This is a genomic window from Agrococcus sp. BE272 (assembly GCF_031457935.1).
Classification (GTDB): domain Bacteria; phylum Actinomycetota; class Actinomycetes; order Actinomycetales; family Microbacteriaceae; genus Agrococcus; species Agrococcus sediminis.
This window is the reverse complement of the sequence record NZ_JAVDXL010000001.1, coordinates 806,888-826,196: the sequence shown is the minus strand read 5'-3', so window position 1 is coordinate 826,196 and position 19,309 is coordinate 806,888. Positions and strand designations below refer to the sequence as shown.

17 protein-coding genes are annotated in these 19,309 nt (G+C 69.9%); 14 read left to right on the top strand and 3 right to left on the bottom strand.

Going from position 1 to position 19,309, the window contains the following annotated elements; all coding sequences use genetic code 11:
* Positions 1 to 36 precede the first annotated feature (36 nt).
* A complete protein-coding gene (locus tag J2X49_RS04000) occupies positions 37 to 804 on the bottom strand; it encodes a DeoR/GlpR family DNA-binding transcription regulator (protein WP_310122835.1) in 768 nt (255 codons plus the stop codon).
* Between the two features lie 65 nt (positions 805 to 869).
* Here J2X49_RS04000 and J2X49_RS03995 point away from each other — a divergent pair, with 65 nt between their 5' ends.
* The 4 genes from J2X49_RS03995 to J2X49_RS03980 are packed head-to-tail and all read left to right on the top strand — an operon-like array spanning position 870 to position 4,651.
* Positions 870 to 1,475: a glucose-6-phosphate isomerase family protein gene (locus J2X49_RS03995; protein WP_310122832.1), complete on the top strand. Its 606-nt coding sequence runs from the start codon at positions 870 to 872 to the stop codon at positions 1,473 to 1,475.
* Between the two features lie 2 nt (positions 1,476 to 1,477).
* Positions 1,478 to 1,867 (top strand): mannose-6-phosphate isomerase, encoded by a 390-nt coding sequence (locus tag J2X49_RS03990; RefSeq protein ID WP_310122829.1) that lies wholly within the window; start codon positions 1,478 to 1,480, stop codon positions 1,865 to 1,867.
* Between the two features lie 46 nt (positions 1,868 to 1,913).
* Positions 1,914 to 3,653, top strand: coding sequence for a class I mannose-6-phosphate isomerase (locus J2X49_RS03985; RefSeq protein ID WP_310122827.1), 1,740 nt, complete (start codon positions 1,914 to 1,916; stop codon positions 3,651 to 3,653).
* Entirely contained in the window at positions 3,650 to 4,651 is a 1,002-nt protein-coding gene (locus tag J2X49_RS03980; protein ID WP_310122825.1) for a BadF/BadG/BcrA/BcrD ATPase family protein, read from the top strand. The genes J2X49_RS03985 and J2X49_RS03980 overlap by 4 nt, the downstream gene beginning before the upstream one ends.
* On the opposite strand, the gene J2X49_RS03975 is transcribed toward J2X49_RS03980, so the two are convergent.
* Together J2X49_RS03975 and J2X49_RS03970 are read right to left on the bottom strand one after the other, a co-directional pair.
* Complete coding sequence (locus J2X49_RS03975) at positions 4,611 to 5,261, bottom strand: GntR family transcriptional regulator (protein WP_310122823.1); 651 nt, start codon at positions 5,259 to 5,261, stop codon at positions 4,611 to 4,613. The two genes, J2X49_RS03980 and J2X49_RS03975, sit on opposite strands and share 41 nt — an antisense overlap.
* A gap of 77 nt (positions 5,262 to 5,338) precedes the next feature.
* Entirely contained in the window at positions 5,339 to 7,039 is a 1,701-nt protein-coding gene (locus J2X49_RS03970) for a sulfatase (protein ID WP_310122821.1), read from the bottom strand.
* A 152-nt stretch (positions 7,040 to 7,191) separates the two neighbouring features.
* Between J2X49_RS03970 and J2X49_RS03965 the strand changes: the two genes are divergently transcribed.
* The 10 genes from J2X49_RS03965 (at position 7,192) to J2X49_RS03920 (ending at position 19,285) form a co-directional block, all read left to right on the top strand.
* Complete coding sequence (locus tag J2X49_RS03965; RefSeq protein WP_310122817.1) at positions 7,192 to 8,748, top strand: ABC transporter substrate-binding protein; 1,557 nt, start codon at positions 7,192 to 7,194, stop codon at positions 8,746 to 8,748.
* A 76-nt stretch (positions 8,749 to 8,824) separates the two neighbouring features.
* The gene (locus J2X49_RS03960; RefSeq protein WP_310122814.1) at positions 8,825 to 9,766 is read left to right on the top strand and encodes an ABC transporter permease; all 942 of its coding nucleotides are present in this window, start codon (positions 8,825 to 8,827) and stop codon (positions 9,764 to 9,766) included.
* Positions 9,763 to 11,565 carry a dipeptide/oligopeptide/nickel ABC transporter permease/ATP-binding protein gene (locus J2X49_RS03955; RefSeq protein ID WP_310122811.1) on the top strand — a complete coding sequence of 601 codons (1,803 nt, stop codon included), beginning with the start codon at positions 9,763 to 9,765 and terminating at the stop codon, positions 11,563 to 11,565. Before J2X49_RS03960 ends, J2X49_RS03955 begins: the two co-directional genes overlap by 4 nt.
* Positions 11,562 to 12,398, top strand: a complete 837-nt coding sequence (locus tag J2X49_RS03950) for an ATP-binding cassette domain-containing protein (protein ID WP_310122807.1) — start codon at positions 11,562 to 11,564, stop codon at positions 12,396 to 12,398. The genes J2X49_RS03955 and J2X49_RS03950 overlap by 4 nt, the downstream gene beginning before the upstream one ends.
* Positions 12,398 to 13,507 (top strand): cellulase-like family protein, encoded by a 1,110-nt coding sequence (locus J2X49_RS03945; protein WP_310122804.1) that lies wholly within the window; start codon positions 12,398 to 12,400, stop codon positions 13,505 to 13,507. The genes J2X49_RS03950 and J2X49_RS03945 overlap by 1 nt, the downstream gene beginning before the upstream one ends.
* Positions 13,504 to 14,379: an NAD(P)-dependent oxidoreductase gene (locus tag J2X49_RS03940; RefSeq protein ID WP_310123939.1), complete on the top strand. Its 876-nt coding sequence runs from the start codon at positions 13,504 to 13,506 to the stop codon at positions 14,377 to 14,379. Before J2X49_RS03945 ends, J2X49_RS03940 begins: the two co-directional genes overlap by 4 nt.
* Positions 14,376 to 15,518, top strand: a complete 1,143-nt coding sequence (locus J2X49_RS03935; protein ID WP_310122800.1) for a mandelate racemase/muconate lactonizing enzyme family protein — start codon at positions 14,376 to 14,378, stop codon at positions 15,516 to 15,518. The genes J2X49_RS03940 and J2X49_RS03935 overlap by 4 nt, the downstream gene beginning before the upstream one ends.
* Positions 15,496 to 16,947 carry an aldehyde dehydrogenase family protein gene (locus J2X49_RS03930; RefSeq protein WP_310123936.1) on the top strand — a complete coding sequence of 484 codons (1,452 nt, stop codon included), beginning with the start codon at positions 15,496 to 15,498 and terminating at the stop codon, positions 16,945 to 16,947. The genes J2X49_RS03935 and J2X49_RS03930 overlap by 23 nt, the downstream gene beginning before the upstream one ends.
* On the top strand, positions 16,944 to 18,350 hold the full coding sequence (locus J2X49_RS03925) for a GH1 family beta-glucosidase (RefSeq protein WP_310122796.1): 1,407 nt from the start codon (positions 16,944 to 16,946) through the stop codon (positions 18,348 to 18,350). Before J2X49_RS03930 ends, J2X49_RS03925 begins: the two co-directional genes overlap by 4 nt.
* A gap of 101 nt (positions 18,351 to 18,451) precedes the next feature.
* A complete protein-coding gene (locus J2X49_RS03920; protein WP_396130871.1) occupies positions 18,452 to 19,285 on the top strand; it encodes a formylglycine-generating enzyme family protein in 834 nt (277 codons plus the stop codon).
* Positions 19,286 to 19,309: the final 24 nt, after the last annotated feature.

Sequence of the window (19,309 nt, the reverse complement as noted above, 5' to 3'; positions counted from 1 at the left end):
GTCAGACTGCGGACCTCATCCGCGGCCCGCTTCGCGTCACACCACGCGCACGTCGACCCCCAGGCGCCGCAGCTCTTCGAGCGTCGCAGCAGGAGCGCCCCCGTCGGTCACGAGGACATCGACGTCCGAGGCAGCCGCGACGGTCGTCGTGGAGATGACGCCGAACTTGCTCGAATCCAGCAGCGCGACCACCCGCGCGGCGGAGGCCGCCATCCAGCGGCGCACCTGCGCCTCCATCGGGTTCGGATCGGTGAATCCCTCGCCGACGGTGAGGCCGGTGGCCGAGACGAAGAGGGTGTCTGCATGGAGATCGCGCAGGAAGGTCTCGACGGTCGGGCCGACGAAGGTGTAGGACACGTCGCGGAGGATGCCGCCGGTCGACATCACTGTTGCGCGCGGCAGCAGCTCACGCAGCGCGTTCGCTGTGTAGAGGCCGTTCGTGACGACGGTGAGGTCGCGGTGCGTCGCGAGGTGGCGCGCCATCGAAGTGACTGTCGTACCGCCCTCGAGCAGCAGGACCTGGCCGTCGTCCACGAGCGTCTCGGCGGCATAGCGGGCGATGCGCGACTTGAGCGCCACGTTGATCCGCTGCTTCGCGGCGTACCGGGGCTCGATCCCGGGCGCACTGGCCGGCACGGCGCCGCCGTGCGTCCGCTGCACGAGGCCTGCGGACTGGAGCGCCTCCAGATCGCGCCTCACCGTCATGTCGGACACCTCGAATCGCCGGCTCAGCTCGGATATCGAGGCGGAGCCGGCTTCTTCGATCTGGCGCACGATGTCGGCGCGACGCGAGGAGGCGGTCATCGTTGCCATGCTATTGATCGCTCCAAGTGTTGTAAATCAACCCTCAAACTGTTTGAATCGAACATGTGAGCCATCTCTCGTCACTCTCCTCGCTCTTCGTCACCGGGATCGAGCTGGACATCGATCGGGGCGTCTTGGTCGGCGGTGAGCGGATCGAGCGGCGTCTGAGCGATCTGCGCGACTGCTTCGTCGACTCCGCCGCGTACGACCGGGCGCTCAGCCACGATGACCCGCTGGTGTACTCGGTCAGCTCGCTCGAGCCGGGCTCCGGCGCGGGTGACCTGCACCTCGGCCTGGGCGTGCTCATGCCCGGCCGCGTGGGTCAGGAGTTCTTCCTGACGAAGGGGCACTATCACTCCTGGCGCGAGGCGGGTGAGTTCTACATCGGGCTCCGCGGCGTCGGTGGGCTGCTCCTCGAGGACGAGCAGGGCACCCGGCGCTTCGTCGGGCTCACCGCCGGCCAGGTTGTCTATGTGCCGGGCTCGACTGCGCACCGGAGCGTGAACACCGGTGATGAGGCGTTCGTGTACCTCGGCGTCTATCCGGCTCAGGCCGGCCACGACTACGCCGCGATCGCCGCGGACAACTTCGCGGAGGTCGTGCTCGCCGGCCCTGACGGCGAGCCCGAGGTGCGTGACCGGGCCGTCATGAAGAGACAGCGAGGGGAATGACCATGGAGCAGATCATCGGCTCGATCCCGGAGGGCGGCCCCGTCGTCTCCGAGGTGCACCGGCCCTGGGGCTCGTTCCGGCAGTATGCCCACAATCGACCCGTGACGGTGAGCCTCATGTCGGTGGAAGAGGGGCAGCGCCTGAGCCTCCAATCGCACCCGGGTCGCGGCGAGTACTGGATCGTGCTCGATGAAGGCGCCGTCGTGCAGGTCGACGACGAGACCTGGCGGCCGGCGCGCGGTGAGGAGCTGTGGATCCCGCCGAACGGCCGGCACCGCCTGTCGAGCGAGCAAGGGGTGGTGCGCGTGCTCGAGATCGCATTCGGCGACTGGCAGCAGGCGGACATCATCCGTTACGACGACGACTACGCCAGGCCAGAGCATGGCGACTGAGCAGCCCGCGGAGCCTGTCCGCGCCACGACTCAGGACCTGCTGCCCTTGCAGATCTCGCCGCGTGAGGGCACGTACGACATCTACCCCGCGCATCCGCTCCCTCCTGGCTCGATCGGCACGGGATGGACTGCCCTCGCCGACCGGCTGGCCGACGAGAGTGTCGTGGTGATCGACGGCATGTGCGGCGTCCTCTGGAGCGAGCTCCGCGACGGACTGGGTGCGGCGCTCACCGCTCGCGGACTCCGGGCGCACTGGGTCCCGGTGGCGGAGGCGTTGCGCTCGCCAGCCGAGATCGACGCGCTCGTCGCGCCGTTCCTCGGCGGTGACGACCCGATCTTCGGGACCGCGTTCACCGGGGCACTGGCCGACTTCTTCGATCCGACGGCGCTCGCCTCGATGCGGCCCCATCCGGATCGCGACCTCACGGTCGTGTTCGGCACCGGTGCCGCGCTGGTGGGCTGGGACGGCTGCCGCATCTTCGTGGACGTGCCGAAGAACGAGATCCAGTTCCGTGCGCGAGCGGAAGGGGCGGTCAACCTCGGCGCGGCGATGCCCCTGCCGCCGAAGGCCGCGTACAAGCGGAACTACTTCGTCGACTGGCCAGCGCTCGCCCTCCACAAGCAGGAGCTCCTGCCGGCGATCGATGTGTTTGTCGACGGGCAGCACCACGATGCACCGACGTTCGCGGAGGGCGCCGTCGTGCGCGCTTCGCTGATGGAGCTGTCGCGATCGATGTTCCGGGTGCGCCCGTGGTTCGAGCCCGGGCCGTGGGGTGGGCAGTGGATCAAGGAGCACATGCCGCAGCTCTCGCAGGAGGTGCCGAACTACGCCTGGTCGTTCGAGATGATCGTGCCGGAGAACGGGATCCTCTTCGAGAGCGAGGGCATCCCGCTCGAGCTGTCGTTCGACCTGCTCATGTTCGCCGAGCACCGCGCCGTCCTCGGAGAGTCGGCTGAGCGCTTCGGCACCGAGTTCCCCATCCGCTTCGACTTCCTCGACACGTTCGCGGGCGGGAACCTCTCGGTGCAGGTGCACCCCTCGCACGAGTACATCCGCGAGCACTTCGGCGAGCGCTTCACGCAGGACGAGACGTACTACATCCTCGACTGCACGGAGGACGCGAAGGTGTACCTGGGGTTCCAGGAGGACATCGACGCTGACGCCTTCCGAGCCGAGCTCGAGCGGAGCCAGCTCGAAGGCCTACCGGTCGACGTGGAGCGCCACGTGCTGACGCATCCTGCGCGCAGAGGGGACCTCTTCCTCATCCCCCACGGCACGATCCACTGCTCCGGAGTCGACAACCTCGTCCTGGAGATCAGCGCGACGCCATACATCTTCACGTTCAAGCTGTACGACTGGCTGCGGCTCGACCTCGATGGCCGACCTCGTCCGATCAACCTCGAGAGAGGCTTCGCGAACCTCCGCTTCGATCGCAAGGGCGCGCGCGTCGGTGAGGAGCTCATCTCCAAGCCCGTGGCGATCGGCCGCGGCGACGGGTGGACACGATGGCACCTGCCGACACACCCCGATCACTTCTACGATGTGCATCGCTGGGAGCTCGCGGCGGGCGGCGTCGCGGCGCCGTCGACGGAGGGCAGCGTGCACGTGATGAGCGTCGTCCAGGGTGAGTCGGTCCGCGTGGAGAGCGGCGGCGCGTCGCGCCGCTTCGCCTTCGCTGAGACGTTCGCGATCCCGGCCGCCGCCGGCACGTTCAGCGTGCACGCCGATCGGGGGCCGGCCACCGTGCTCGGCGCTTTCGTCAAGCCCGGTCGCGGGCCGCGGTGACGCTCGTGCTCGGCGTCGACGCGGGCGGTACGAGCACCCGCGCCGCGATCGCCGATGGAGAAGGGCGGCTGCTGGGCAGGTCTGTCGCTACGGCTGGCAACCTCGATGACGGCGGGCCGAGCGGAGTCGCCGCCGCAGTCATGGCGGCGACGCGTAGCGCTCTCGAGGTCACGGGCATCGGCGCGGACGCGACCTTCGACGCGGTGTTCCTCGGAGTAGCGGGTGTCGTGAGCGCCGCCGACCGCCGTGCTGTGCTCGACGCACTGCCGACTGCGGGGGTCGCGCCGCGCGAGCGCATCAGGATCGATCACGACTGCAGGGTGGCCCTCGCCGGCGGGCTGGCCGGCCGGCCGGGCATCGTGGTGATCGCCGGCACCGGCTCCGCGGCGTTCGGCGTCGACGGGGGCGGAGCTCGCTGGCGATCCGGCGGCTGGGGAGCTCTCGTGGGTGACGAGGGCAGCAGCTACAGCATCGCCGTCGAAGCGCTGCGGGCGGTCGTCCGCGCGGTGGACGGCCGAGGCCCGTCGACCGCGCTCCAGGCCGCCATGCTCGGCGCGCTGCAGGTGCAGGATCCTGACGATCTCCTGCACCGCCTCCACCTCGAGGGCCTGGGGCGCGCGGAGGTCGCTGCCCTCGCTCCGCTCGTCGTGCTGGCTGCGGAGCAGGGCGACCTGGTGGCTGCGATGGTGCTCGACACGGCTGCCGAGCAGCTCGCGCAGATGGTCGACGCAGTGCAGCGGAACCTCCGGTTCGACGGTCCGGTCGAGGTCGCGTCCGTGGGCGGGCTGTTCGCGGCAGGCGAGCCCATCGCCTCCCGGTTCCGTGAAGCGCTCGAGCGCCGGAGTCCCTCGGTGTGCATGGTGGAGCCCGAGCTCGACCCCGTGCTCGGTGCATGTCTGCTCGCGCTGCAGTCGCTCGGAGCCGCGGACGGCGCGCTCGTCAGCCGCCTGCGCTCGGTCAGGGACTCGGCTTCGCCGTCCGGCGCCGCGGAGGCGTGAGAGCGGCAATATCGGCTGTCACGCGGCGGATGTGTGCGCGCGCAGCGGCCTCGGCGGCTTCAGGGTCCCGGGCGAGGACCGCATCCAGGATCGCGTGGTGCTCGACGATCGCCTGCTTCGACCACTCCTCCGGACGGCCGCCGAGCATCGCGATCGCGATCTTGCCCTGCACCCGCTCGAGGTATTGCTGCAGCTCGTGGTTGTGCGACGCGCTGCGGAGCGCGGCATGGAACGCGAGGTCGAGGGCCACGTGCCTCGTCGCCTCCCCGCGCTCCAGCGCGGATGCGTGGGCCTCGTAGGTCTCGCGCAGCGCCGCGAGCTCCGCGTCGCCGGCCTGCTCAGCGGCCAGTCGGGCTGCGAGCCCCTCGAGCGTCTCGCGGATCTGGTACAGCGGGACGAGCTCCTCAGGGCGCAGCCTGGCCACCGCCGCGCCGCGGTGGGGCTCCTCGGTCGCGAGCCCCTCCTGGACCAGCCGCTGGACGGCTTCACGTACCGGGCTGCGGCTCACCGACAGCTGCTGGGCGAGCACCGGAACGCTGAGCCGGCTGCCGGGTGTCAGGCGTCCCTCGATGATGGCTTCCCGGAGCAGGTCGTGCACGCTGTCGGCCACGCGGCGCACAGCGGGCAGGGAGGGCAGAGCCGCGGAGGGCTCTGCCCCCAGCGGGAAGGCGGCGAGTCCAGGCTCGGTCACGATGCTCCCTCCGTGCGGTCGGCATCTGAGTGGTCATCCTGCACGACGACCTCGTCGCTGGGGGCGAAGCCGAGGCGCCAGGCGCGGAAGCGGACGGGGTCGGCGCCGTGCGATCGGAACGGCGAGGCGTAGAGGTTCCAGCGCCTGCCGTCGTCCTCCGGGGCTCCCGTGGCGACCTCGACGTCGGAGAGCACCCGCGGGACGCCCGGCTCCTGCACCGTCCACCCGATCGACGCACCGGGCGTGCGGCACACCGCGGAGAGCACCCCGTCCACCACAGTGATCTCCGGCTCCGCGGTGCGCTGGATGCGCCCTTCCGGCCGCCACGACTCGATCAGGGCCGCCTCGTCGATCGGCCACTCGGGCGCGTACCTCGAGGCCCACGCGTCGAGCGCGCCTCGGAGTCGGTCGAGATCAGCGGCGTAGGCAGGATCGGAGGAGAGGTCGTGGAGCTCGTGCGGGTCGGCGGAGAGGTCGAACAGCTGCTCGGCCGGGCGGCCGGGAGCGAAGGTGGAGCGCTGGGCATCGTCGAGCCGTCGCTCCGTCGAGCCGCCCGCGACGGACACCGCATCGGCGAACGCGAGCTCGCGCAGCTGGCGCCATGTCGAGAAGCGGTCGGGATACTCGCTGTGCTGCATGGGTGAGCGGTCCGGGTGCGCGTGGCGGATGTATCGGAATCGAGCATCCCGCACCGTCAGCGAGTCGTCCTCCTGCTCGTCGATCCTGCTCCGGGCGCCGAACGTGCAGTCGTTCGGCTCGAGCGGCGCACCCGTCGCGTCGAGGAACGGCCGGCCGTGCATATGCGGTGGAACCGGGATGCCGCACGCGGTGAGCATGGTCGGGGCGAGGTCCAGCAGGTGCACGAGCTCAGGGCGCGACGACGGCTCGACCGCGCTGGGCCACCGGACGATGAGCGGCACGCGCAGCCCTGCCTCTCGGAGCCACCGCTTCGCACGCGGCATGCCGACGCCATGGTCGCTCCAGAACACCACGATCGTGTCGTCGGCGAGCCCGTCCTCCTCGAGCTCCCGCAGCAGCGCTCCGGCCCAGGCATCCATCTGCGTGATGAGGTCCGCGTAGCGCGCCCATGTCGAGCGGAAGGTCTCGGTGTCCGGATAGTAGGGCGGCAGGGGCGCGGCCGTCGGGTCGTGCCTGTGGCCCACCGGCACAGCCGTCGTCGCCTCGGCGAACGCCTCGTCGTCGAGGTACAGCTTCGCCTCGTGCGTGATCGAGCTGTGGAACATCGCGAAGAAGGGCATGTCGGGGTCGGGCCGGTCGCGCCAGTGCGCGCTCGTGCTGCACTCGTCGAACGCGGTGGGCGGAGTCTGCACCTGGAAGTCGGTGAAGACATTGTTGGTCGTGTAGTAGCCCGCCGCCCGGAAGTACTCCGTGAACAGCCGCACCTCTGGCGGCGGCGCCGCCTTGGTGCGCATGTGGATGGTGCCGATCGCCGTCGGGTGGCAGCCGGTGAGGATCGCCGAGCGCGACGGTGCGCAGACGGGAGCGCTGGCGAACGCGAGCTCATAGACCGCTCCCGCGGCCGCGAGGGCATCGAGCGACGGTGTGTGGGCGTACTCGGCACCCGGCCAGATGCCCGCGTACGGGCCGACGTCGGGGTTGATGTCGTGCGTCGAGATCCAGAGGACATTCGGCGGTCGCCGCGCGGTGCTCGCGACTCGCTCTGCCACTTCGGCCATAGGGGTATCGTACAGCACCACATTGCATATAACATGCAATCACCGGTCGTGAACCGGGCGGGCCAATGGCGGCCGGAGCGCAGTGCTGCGAGCCGAGTCGGCGGCCGGCTCAGCGCATCGTCCGGACGAGTCCCTTCACGAATCGAGGAACGATGCCCACGAAGTTCGCGCAACGAAGCGCGGCGCTCGCGATCGCTGCGGCGCTCGCCCTCACCGGCTGCGGCAGCCAGTCCGGATCAACGCCCACCTCCGAGCCCTCCTCGCAGTCAGAGGGGCCGGTGTCCGCGGGCACGCTCACGGTCGGCGCTCGCGTCGACAACAACTCCTTCGACCCTGCAGACCTCGAGATCGGGAACCGGGTCCAGTACTGGCAGCCCGTCTACGACACGCTCATCCGCCTCGACGCTGAAGCGACGCCGCAGCCGAATCTCGCCACCGAGTGGCAGTACAACGACGACAGCACCGTGCTCACCCTCGAGCTGCGCGACGACGTCACCTTCACGGATGGGGAGCCCTTCAACGGCGACGCCGTGAAGGCGAACATCGAGCACATCCAGGCGGGAACCGGCCAGAACCGCTTCATGGTCGCCGCGATCGAGGAAGTGGTGGTGAACTCCGACACGCAGGTCGAGCTGCGACTCTCGGAGCCGGTGCCTGCGCTGCTGTCCTACCTCGGCTGGGTCGCTGGGGCGATGGCGTCACCCGCCGCGCTGGAGGGCGGCTCGATCGCCGAGGAGCCGGTCGGCTCCGGCCCGTACGTCTACTCCGCGAGCGACAGCACGCCGGGAACGGAGTACGTCTACACCCGGAACGCCGACTACTGGAACCTCGAGGAGTTCCCCTACGAGGAGTACATCGTGCGACCGATCAACGATGTCACCGCTCTCGTGAACGCGCTCAAGACCGGCCAGGTGAACGCCGCCTCGCTGACGCCGGCGGTGGCGGATGAGGTGGCGGCCTCGGGTGCGACGGTGACCACGAACGCCGTGGCATGGGCGGGGCTCCTGATCAACGACCGCGAGGGCACCATGGTCCCCGAGCTCGCAGACGTGCGCGTCCGGCAGGCGATCAACCTCGCCTTCGACCGCGAGGGGCTCATCACCGCGATCCTCAACGGCTACGGCACGCCGACGAGCCAGGTGTTCAACGTGCAGAGCGACGCGTACGTGGAGGAGCTCGACACGGCATACACGTTCGACGTCGCGGCTGCTCAGCAGCTCATGGACGAGGCCGGCGTCGGGCCGTTCACCATCACCCTCCCGCAGTGGGACGGTCCGTGGACGAACCTGTGGCCCATCCTCGCCGACCAGCTCGCGCAGATCGACGTGACGGTCGAGTACGTGCAGATCCCGGCCGACCAGGCGGTCGCCGAGGCGCTGTCGGGCAAGTACCCGGTGGTGTACTTCCCGCTCGCGTCCGCCACGGCCTGGCAGGACATCCAGACCTGGGTGGCCCCTGACGCGCCGTGGAACACCTTCGGGGCGTCCGACGAGGAGCTGGATGCACTGATCGAGGCCGCGCAGTTCGCGCCCACCGAGGAGCAGCCGGCAGCATTCGCCGCTGTGGGCGAGTGGCTCGTCGAGAACGCGTGGTTCGCCCCGCTCTACCGGCAGGACAACGTGTTCGGCACGACCCCGGACACCACGGTGACGATGCAGGCGCAGAACGCGGTGCCCTCGCTGTGGCAGTACCGTCCGGCCGGTGGCTGAGGACCGCTGAACCGAATGCGGGGGCGCGGCAGCGCCGCGCCCCCGCATCCACCACCGAGGAGACCTGACCGAGACCATGACCGCCTTCGTCCTGAGACGCCTGCTGTTCGGCCTGAGCCTGATCCTGTTCGTGACGACCGTGACCTTCTTCCTGGTCTACCGAGACCCGTCGATCATCGCCCGGAACGTGCTGGGGGAGGGCGCGACCCAAGCTGACCTCGACGCGCGCGCGGCGGCCATGGGCCTGGACCGGCCGATCCTCGTGCAGTTCTTCGACTGGCTCGGCCACGCAGCGATCGGTGACTTCGGACAGTCGTACTTCTCGACCCAGCAGGTCGCGGAGCTGCTCGCGAGCCGTGCTCCGGTGACGCTCTCGATCGTCGCCATCGGCGTGCTCGTGAGCGCGCTGATCAGCATGCTCCTGGGGATCCTCGCAGCAGTGCGGGGCGGCCTCATCGACCGCGTCGTGCAGGTGTTCTCCGTGATCGGCATGGCGCTGCCCAACTTCTGGGTCGCGCTCATGCTGGTCGTCGCGTTCGCGGTGACATGGCGGCTGCTGCCTGCCACTGGATACATCGCACCGGAGGCTTCGTTGACCGGATGGATCGCCAGCATCACGCTGCCCGTGACGGCACTGGCGATCTCGAGCATCGCGGCGGTCACGCAGCAGGTGCGCGGCGCCATGATCGACGTCCTCGACACCGACTACATCCGGACGCTCCGTTCGGGAGGCGTGCCGGAGCGCTCGATCCTGTTCCGGCACGCGCTCAAGAACGCCGCATCCCCGGCGCTCACGGTGCTGTCGCTCCAGTTCATCGGACTGTTCGGCGGCGCGATCGTCATCGAGAAGGTCTTCGCCCTGCCCGGCCTCGGCACGACGGCCGTGACCGCGACGCTGCAGGGGGACACCCCCGTGCTGCTCGGAGTCGTCGCCGTGACCGTCGTGCTCGTCGTCGTCGTCAACCTGCTCATCGACCTGCTCAACGGCTGGGTGAACCCGAAGGTGACCGTGCAGTGACCGAGACCATAGCCTCCGCCCCCGTCGCGCCTGCCGCTGCAGTGCGCACGAGCCTCCTCAAGCTGATCGTCCGCGACCCGCTCGCACTGACCGGGCTGCTGATGCTCACCGTGATGGTGCTGGTAGCCCTGTTCGCGGATGTGCTGGCGCCATGGAGCCCGACCGAGCCCGAGCTGTCGCTCGTCAACGCTCCGCCCGGCACTCCCGACCATCCGCTCGGCGGTGACGGCGCCGGCCGAGACATCCTCTCCCGCCTCATCTTCGGGAGCCGGCTGACGCTGCTCGCGGCCGCTCTCGCAGTCGGCGTGTCCGTGCTGATCGGCGTGCCCAGCGGCCTGCTCGCCGGCTATCACGGCGGCAGGCTCGACGCGGTGGCGAGCTGGGTCTCGGACGTGCTGCTGTCGGTGCCGGGCAAGGTCGTGCTCCTGGCCGTGATCGCCGCGTTCGGGCCGAGCGTGCTCATCACCATGACGGCGTTCGGCGTGCTGCTCGCGCCCAACATCTTCCGGCTCGTGCGATCGCAGACGATCGCGGTGAAGAACGAGCTCTACATCGCCGCGGCCCAGGTGTCGGGTCTGTCGGACTCCCGCATCATCGCGAGGCACGTGCTCTACGTCGTTCGCGCCCCCGTCATCATCCAGGCCGCGACGCTCGCCGGCATCGCGATCATCGTGCAGTCGGGGCTCGAGTTCCTCGGGCTGGGCGACGCGACCCAGGCCACGTGGGGCTCGATGATCGGGAACGCCTTCGGCGTGCTCTACCTCGCTCCGACCGCGATGATCTGGCCCGGTCTCGCGATCGGATTCACGGTCGCCTCGCTGGTGCTGCTCGGCAACGGCCTGCGCGATGCGGTGCAGGGGAAGTCGGGCCGCACGACCCGTCGACGCAAGACGGGTCCGCCCCTTCCGAAGAGCGCTTCGACGTCGGCCGGGCACCCCCGGGGGGAAGGCTCGTCCGAGGATGTCGTGCTCGCAGTCGATGGCCTGCAGGTCGGCTACCCGCGCAGCGAGGGCACGGCCGTCGTGGTCGAGGACGTCAGCCTCCGGCTCCGGCGCGGAGAGGTCCTCGGGCTCGTCGGCGAGTCGGGGTCGGGCAAGACGCAGACCGCCTTCGCGATCCTCGACCTCCTCCCGCGAGGAGGTGAGGTGCTCGCCGGGTCGATCTGGGTGCGGGGCGTGGACGTGACGCGGCTCGGCACTCGTGAACGGCGTCGACTGCTCGGCGGGACGATCGCCTACGTGCCGCAGGAGCCGATGTCGAACCTCGATCCCGCGTTCCGGATCGGTTCCCAGCTCATCGAACCGATGCGCGTCCGAGGCACCAGCCGTCGGGAGGCGACATCCCGCGCCCTGGAGCTGCTCGCCGAGGTGGGCATCGCCGACCCGCAGCGGACCTTCTCGGCATACCCGCATGAGATCTCGGGCGGCATGGCGCAACGTGTCCTGATCGCTCGGGCGATCTCGTGCGATCCCGCGCTGCTCATCGCCGACGAACCGACCACGGCGCTCGACGTGACGGTGCAGGCGGAGGTCCTGTCGCTCCTGCGGCGGCTTCAGGAGCAGCGCGACATGGCGGTGCTGCTCGTCACCCACAACCTCGGCGTCGTCGCGGATGTCTGCGACTCCGTCGCGGTGATGCAGCACGGTCGCGTCGTCGAATCCGCACCGGTCGCCGAGCTGTTCTCGGCGCCCGCGCATCCGTACACCCGCATGCTGCTCGACTCGACGCTCGACGACGCTCGAGCACGACCGGGCTACCGCGCGCCCAGCATCGCGCCCGGCCAGGGGGCTTCCGCATGAGCATCCTCGAGATCGACGCGCTCGTCGTGGAGTACCGCGGCAAGCGACGGAAGTCGCCCGCGTTCCGCGCCCTCGACGGCGTGGATCTGGACGTCCGACGAGGCGAGACCGTGGGGCTGGTGGGTGAGTCGGGCTCCGGCAAGACCACGCTCGGCCGCGCTGTGCTCGGGCTCGCTCCGGTGACCGCGGGCACCATCCGGTTCGAGGGGCGGGAGATCCAGTCCCTCCGGCGCCGTGAGCGCCGCGGGCTCGCCCGCGACATGCAGGTGGTGTTCCAGGACCCGTACTCCTCGCTCAACCCGGCGCTCACGGTCTCCGACATCCTGAGCGAGCCCCTGCGGGTCCACGGCACGCCTGCGGCCGACGCGCGCGCACGCATCCGCGAGCTGCTCGACCAGGTGGGCCTGCCGTCGGACTCGGGCGAGCGGTACCCCAGGGAGTTCTCCGGCGGACAGCGTCAGCGCGTCGCGATCGCCCGGGCGCTCGCGCTGCGACCGAAGCTCGTCGTCTGCGACGAACCCGTGTCGGCACTCGATCTCTCGACGCAGGCACGGATCCTCGACCTGCTGATCGAGATCCAGGAGTCGACGGGCGTGGCCTACCTCTTCGTCTCGCATGACCTGTCGGTCGTGCGGCACATCAGCCATCGAGTGGCTGTGATGTACCGAGGCGAGATCGTCGAGTTCGGCGAAGGCGACCAGGTCACGTCGTCGCCGGCGCATCCGTACACGCGGACGCTCCTCGGTGCGGCCCCCGTCGCGGATCCCGCGCGGCAGAGAGAGCGCCGCGAGGCGCGCGAAGCTGCCCTCGCGGCAGCCCGAGAGCACGCCTGATGCCGTACGCCATCACGATGTGGGACTTCTCCTGGCTCGAGCGGCGCTGGCCGGGCGCCGGCTTCGAAGACTGGGACGCCGCGCTCGGGGAGCTCGTCGAGCGGGGCTACGACACGGTGCGGATCGATGCGTACCCCCACCTGGTCGCAGCGGGACCCGAGCGCACGTGGCAGCTGCTGCCGCAGTGGGATCAGCAGGACTGGGGAGCGCCGGCGCTCGTCGAGGTCCAGGTGCTGCCTGCGCTGGTGGAATTCATCGTCGCTGCGCGTGCGCATGGCGTCTCGGTCGCTCTGTCGACCTGGTTCCGGCAGGATCGCGATGACACACGGATGCGCATCACCTCGCCGCAGGAGCACGCGCGCGTGTGGAGCGAGACCCTGCGGCACCTGCGTGACGCAGACGCCCTCGACAGCGTGCGGTTCGTCGATCTCTGCAACGAGTTCCCGCTGCCGGTCTGGGCGCCGTTCCTCTATGGAGGCACGAAGGGCGAGCTCCTGCGTCGGAGCGGCGAGCGAGTTCGAGCGTGGACCACGACCGCGATCCGTGAGCTGCGGAGCGAGTGGCCGGACCTCGACCTCACGTTCTCGGTGACGAAGCAGTACGAGGATGTCGAGGGGCAGGACGTGTCCGAGTTCGATCTGCTCGAGCCGCATCTGTGGATGGCCAGCTACACCGACTTCTACCAGCGCATCGGCTATGGCTTCGAGCCGTTCGACCCGATCGGCTACGAGCACGTCGTGGCGCGCGCGCTGCCGACGTACCGCGGCGACCAGGAGCGCTACGACCGCGAGCTCTTCGAGGGCATCGACCGCCTCGCAGACTGGTCGCGCGCCACGGGCAAGCCACTCGTCACGACCGAGTGCTGGTCGATGGTCGACTACAAGGACTGGCCGGGTCTCGACTGGGGCTGGGTCAAGGAGCTCAACGAGCGCGCCCTGCGCCGGGCGGCTTCGACCGGTCGATGGATCGGTCTCGCCACCTCGAACTTCTGCAGCCCTCAGTTCCGCGGCATGTGGCGCGACGTCGACTACCACCGCCGCCTGACGGAGCTCATCGTCTCGTCTCCGGTCGACGACGACCTCGCCATGCTCGAAAGGACGCCTTCATGACTCAGCGCATCGCAGTGCTCGGACTCGGCACGATGGGCGGCCGCGCCGCCGCCGCGATCGCGGCAGCGGGTCATCCCGTCATCGGCTTCGATCCCGTGTCCTCGGCGCGGGATCGGGCCCGATCGGAGGGCATCGATGTGACCGACTCGGCGACGCAGGCGGTCGAGGGTGCCGACGTCGTCGTCGTCTCCGTACCGCGGCCCGAGCACGTCCTCGAGCTGGCCCGCGGTGCGCTGCAGGCGAGCCCGCGAGGGGCCGTCGTCGTCGATCTGTCGACGATCGATCCCAGCACCGCGCAGCTCGCCGCAGAGCTCCTGGCCCCGCACGGCATCGTCTACCTCGACAGCCCGGTGCTCGGCCGTCCCGCGGGTGTCGGGTCGTGGACGCTGGTCGTCGGCGGCGAGGCTGAGTCCGTCGAGCGCGTGACGCCGCTGCTCGAGAGCTCGGTCGCGCGCCGCGTCGTGCGAGTGGGTGAGTCCGGAGCGGGATCCGTGGTCAAGCTCCTGAACAACCTGATGTTCGGGGCGATCAACGCGGTCACTGCGGAGGCGATGGAGATCTGCCGCCGTTCCGGCATCGACCAGCGGGTGTTCGTGGACGCCGTCGTGGACTCGGGCGCCGCCACGGTGTCCAACCTGTTCCGCGACATCGCTCCACGACTCGCCTCGGGGGACGATGCGCCGGTGTTCTCGCTCGACCTGCTCGCGAAGGACAACCTCCTCGCCATCCAGCTCGCGCGCGAGAGCCGAGTGGACTCCCCCATCGCCGACGCTGTCCAAGCGGTGAACGAGCGGGCTCAGCGACTCGGGTTCGGCGCTCGCGACAGCATCGCGGTCGTGCGGGCGTACCGAGACGGCGAGGACGACGCATGAGGCTCGACCGGGTGCGGATCACCGTGCTGAGCGCCCCCGTGACGGAGCTGATCCCGATGTCGTTCTCGCAGCTCGGGTCGCGAGAGATGGTGCTCGTCGAAGTGATGGCCGATGGCCTGACCGGTCTGGGGGAGAGCTGGGTCAACTACCCCTCCTGGGCCGCGAAGGAGCGTGTCGCCACGATCCAGGACGGTGTCGTGCCGCTGCTCGTCGACCTCGACATCTCGGACCCGCGTGCTGTGCACCGCCACTTGGAGCGGCGGCTCGGCGCCCTCGCTCGGCAGTGGGGAGCCCCAGGGCCGATCTGGCAGGCCATCAGCGCCATCGACATCGCACTATGGGATCTCGCCGCGCAGGCGAGCGGGCGGAGTGTCGCAGGGATGCTGACGGACGGCGCCCCTCGCGCCACGGTGTCGGCCTACGCGAGCGGGATCGGTCCGTCGCAGGTCGAGCAGTACTGCGAAGCCGCGATGCGCGCCGGGTTCACTGCGGTGAAGGCCCGGGTCGGCTTCGGCCGCGAACGGGACGAGCGGACGCTGCGCGACGCGCGCTCCGCGATCGGAGCGGAGACCGATCTCTACGTCGACGCGAACCAGGCCTGGACCATCGCAGAGGCGAGGGACTTCAGCGAACGCAGCGCCGACCTCCGCCTCGGCTGGATCGAGGAGCCGCTCGCAGGGAATGCGCTCGACGATCTCCGCACCCTCGCAGCGCTCGTCGAGACGCCCCTCGCGTGCGGGGAGAACCTCTATGGCGCTGCGGAGTTCGCCCGCTACGCGGGCTCCGGTGCGCTGCAGCTCATCCAGCCCGACCTCGCGAAGAACGGCGGCGTCACGCTCGCCGCCGAGGTCGCAGCAGCGCTGCCGGCGGGCATGCAGCTCGCGCCGCATTGCTACGGGGGTGCGATCGTCACCGCCGCCAGCGTGCAGTTCGCCGCCGCGTCCGATGCCGTCCCCTATCTTGAGCTGGACGTGCGGCCAAATCCTCTGCGGGACGACATCCTCATCGACCCGCTGGTGGTGGTCGACGGGGCGATACCGGTGCCATCCGGGGCAGGGCTTGGCGTGTCGCTCGACCAGGACGCGATCCGTCACTACAGCGTCGAACGAAGGGAATGTGATCTGCGTGCGGTGGTCTGAACTAGGACTCGAGGTCAGGGGCGAGAGCGGCGTCGGCGCGGGCCGGATCTCCGGCGAGCCGATCACGGGGGAGGCGCACGAGCTGCCCGACCCGTCGAGCGGCGCCTCGATCGCGACGGTCGGCTGGGCTGGTCCCGAGCATGTGGACGCGGCGGTGGCGGCGGCCCGCGAGGCCCAGGCCGACTGGTCGGCAGTCGACCTTCGAGAGCGTGCGCGCCTGCTCCGCGTGATCGCTGACGAGCTGCGCGCCTCGGCGGGTCCCCTCGGCGACCTGATCTGCGCGGAGTCCGGCAAGCGCCTCGAGGAGGCCGTTGCTGAGGTGCACTTCTCTGCCCGTTACTTCGACTGGTTCGCCGACGCCTGCACCCGCCTGGACAGCGGCTACTACGAGACCCCGCAGCGCCGCTTCGTGGTCGATCGCAAACCTGCCGGGGTGGTGGCGGCGGTCAGTCCGTGGAACTTCCCCCTCTCGATCCCTGCCCGCAAGCTCGCCCCTGCGCTCGCCGCCGGGTGCGGCGTGGTGCAGAAGCCGTCGGAGCTGACGCCGCTCAGCACGCTGGCGCTGACCGCGATCTGCGAGCGCGTGCTCCCACCGGGACTCGTGAGCGTCCTCGTGGGGGATGGCGCCGCGCTGACTCCAGCGATCATCGAGCATCCGGATGTCCGTGTCGTGTCGTTCACCGGCTCGACCTCGGTGGGTCGGCTGGTGGCGCAGCGCGCTGCGTCGAGCTTCACGCGCACGGTGCTGGAGCTCGGAGGGCGGGCGCCCTTCATCGTGTGCGAGGACGCGGATGCCGATGTCGCAGTCGAGGCGATGCTCATCGCGAAGCTCCGCAACAACGGCGAGTCCTGCCTCGCGGCGAACAACATCTTTGTGCACGAGGACCGATACCCGGACGTGGTCGAACGGCTGCGCGGCCGCGTCGCCGACATCTCGATCGGCGACCCCCGCGACGCGACGGTCGGGCTCGGCCCGCTCATCCGCGGGCGCGAGGTCGAGCGTGTCGACGGGCTCGTCTCGGGAGCGCGAGCAGCTGGCGACGACGTGTCCGTCACGGATGGGGTCCCGCGCTCCGGCTGGTTCTCCCCGATCGCGATCGTGGAGTCGGCGGCCGACAGCGACGCCTGGAGCACCGAGGTCTTCGGGCCGGTGTTCAGCATCCGCCGCTACACCGACGAGGCTGCCGTGGTGCGCGAGGTCAACTCCTGGCGGACCGGTCTCGGCGGCTATGTCATGAGCGCCGACACCGAGCATCAGTTCGCGCTCGCGCGCTCGCTGGAGGTGGGCATCGTCGGGATCAACAACGGTGCGCCGAACACTCCCGAGGTGCCCTTCGGCGGCCGCGGCGACTCAGGGATCGGGCGCGAGGGCGGACTCTCGGGTCTCCTCGAGTTCACCGCTGAGCAGACCCTCTCCTTCGCGCGATGAGCGGCGGCAGGCAGGAAGGGACAGGCCCGTTCCCCGCTGGGTTCGTCTTCGGCACCGCGACGGCGGCGTACCAGATCGAGGGCGCCGCACGCGAGGATGGCCGGGGGCCGTCGATCTGGGACACGTTCAGCCATACAGCAGGCAAGGTCGCCAACGGGGATACCGGCGACGTCGCCGATGATCACTACCACCGGCTGCAGGAGGATCTGGACCTGCTCGGGGAGCTCAACGTGGACGCCTACCGATTCTCCGTCTCGTGGAGCCGCGTGCTCCCGAGCGGCACCGGCGCCGTCAACCCGGCCGGGCTCGACTTCTACGACCGGGTCGTCGACGGTCTGCTGGAGCGGGGCATCTCGCCGGTCGCCACGCTCTACCACTGGGACCTGCCGCAGGCGCTGGAGGACCGAGGCGGCTGGCCGGAGCGTCGCACCGCGCTCGCATTCGCAGAGTTCGCGGACGTGATGGGTCGCCGCCTGGGCGACAGGGTGCAGATGTGGACGACGCTCAACGAGCCGTGGTGCTCAGCGCACCTCGGCTACGGCTCGGGCGTGCACGCGCCTGGGCGGCAGGACCCCCTCGCCGTCCTCAGAGCGGCGCATCATCTGAACCTGGGTCACGGGCTCGCCATCGATGCGCTGCGTGGAGTCGTCAAGCAGGACGCGGAGATGTCCGTGACGCTCAACCTGCATGCGCTCAAGGGCTCCGGCGCGTCGGGCGCCGAGGCGGTCAGGAAGATCGATGCGATCGGCAATCGCATCTGGACGGGCCCCATGCTCGACGGCGCGTATCCCGCAGACCTGCTCGAGGACACGAAGGAGATCTCCGACTGGTCGTTCGTGGAGGACGGTGACCTCTCCCAGATCCATCGGCCGATCGACGTGCTCGGCATCAACTACTACTCGACCCGCCTGGTGCGCATGTGGCAGCCGGGCTCCGGAGAGCGGGCCGCGTCCGGCAATCCGCTGCTGGCGGGCAACCCCTGGCCGGCGTGCGAGGACGTGGAGTTCCTCCCTCAGCCCGGACCTGCGACTGCGATGGGCTGGGTGATCGACCCTGAGGGGCTCGGCGATCTGGTGCGGGGGGTGGCGCGAGCACATCCTGATCTCCCGCTGATGATCACCGAGAACGGCGCCGCCTTCGACGACGTCGTCGAGGAGGGGCGCGTCCGGGACGTCGACAGGATCGACTACCTGCGACGTCATCTCGCCGTGACGCTCGACCTGGTGGAGGAGGGCATCGACCTGCGCGGGTACTTCCTGTGGTCGCTGCTCGACAACTTCGAATGGGCGTTCGGCTACGAGAAGCGCTTCGGCATCGTCCACGTGGACTACGACACGCTCGAGCGCACGAAGAAGGACAGTGCGCTCTGGTACGCCGAAGTCGCCCGCACGCGCCGCCTATGAGTAGCCACTGCTGCGCACCGGTGCCCGGACCCGGAGCATCCCTCGTCCGCAGCGCGTCGCCGCTCAGGGAGGCCGGCGAGCACCGGATCGAGCAGTGCCGCGTGCCCGAGGGCACCTTCCTCATGGGCGACGTCTCCGGCGACGGTGATCCGGCCGACGGCGAGCGGCCCGTGCACGAGGTCCGCTTGGACGGCTTCGCGATCGACGCCACGAGCGTGACGAACGCTGACTTCGCCCGATTCATCGAAGCAACGGGGTACCGCACCGAAGCGGAGGTCTTCGGCTACTCCGCAGTGTTCCACCTGGATCTCGATGCAAGACCTTCGGATGTCATGGGGCGCGCGTTGGGGTCGCCGTGGTGGCTCGGCGTCCGCGGTGCGGATTGGCTGCACCCGGCGGGCGCGCAGTCGGGCATCGACGGGCTCGATGATCATCCCGTCGTGCACGTGAGCTGGAACGACGCGACCGCCTACTGCGAGTGGGCCGACCGGCGCCTCCCGAGCGAGGCGGAGTGGGAGTGCGCCTCACGAGGCGGGCTGATCGGTGCGCGGTATCCGTGGGGGGATGAGCCGTTGCATGATGCGCGGCTGGCGAACGTCTGGCAGGGCGAGTTCCCCGTGCGCCGCGAGAAGGTCGACGGCCCGCTGACCACTGCCCCGGTGCGCACGTTCCGCCCGAACGGCTACGGCCTGTGGCAGACGGTCGGCAACGTCTGGGAGTGGTGCGCGGACTGGTTCGATCCGGCGTACTACCGCCGATCGCCTAGAGACGCCCCGCGTGGGCCTGAGGAAGGGACGACGAAGGTGATGCGCGGCGGCTCGTACCTCTGCCATGACTCGTACTGCAACCGCTACCGCAATGCCGCTCGGTCGTCGAACACCCCGGATTCGTCGACCGCGAACATCGGCTTCCGCACGGTCGCACGACGCGACTGATCTCCTCGTCAGGAGGAGCCGGAG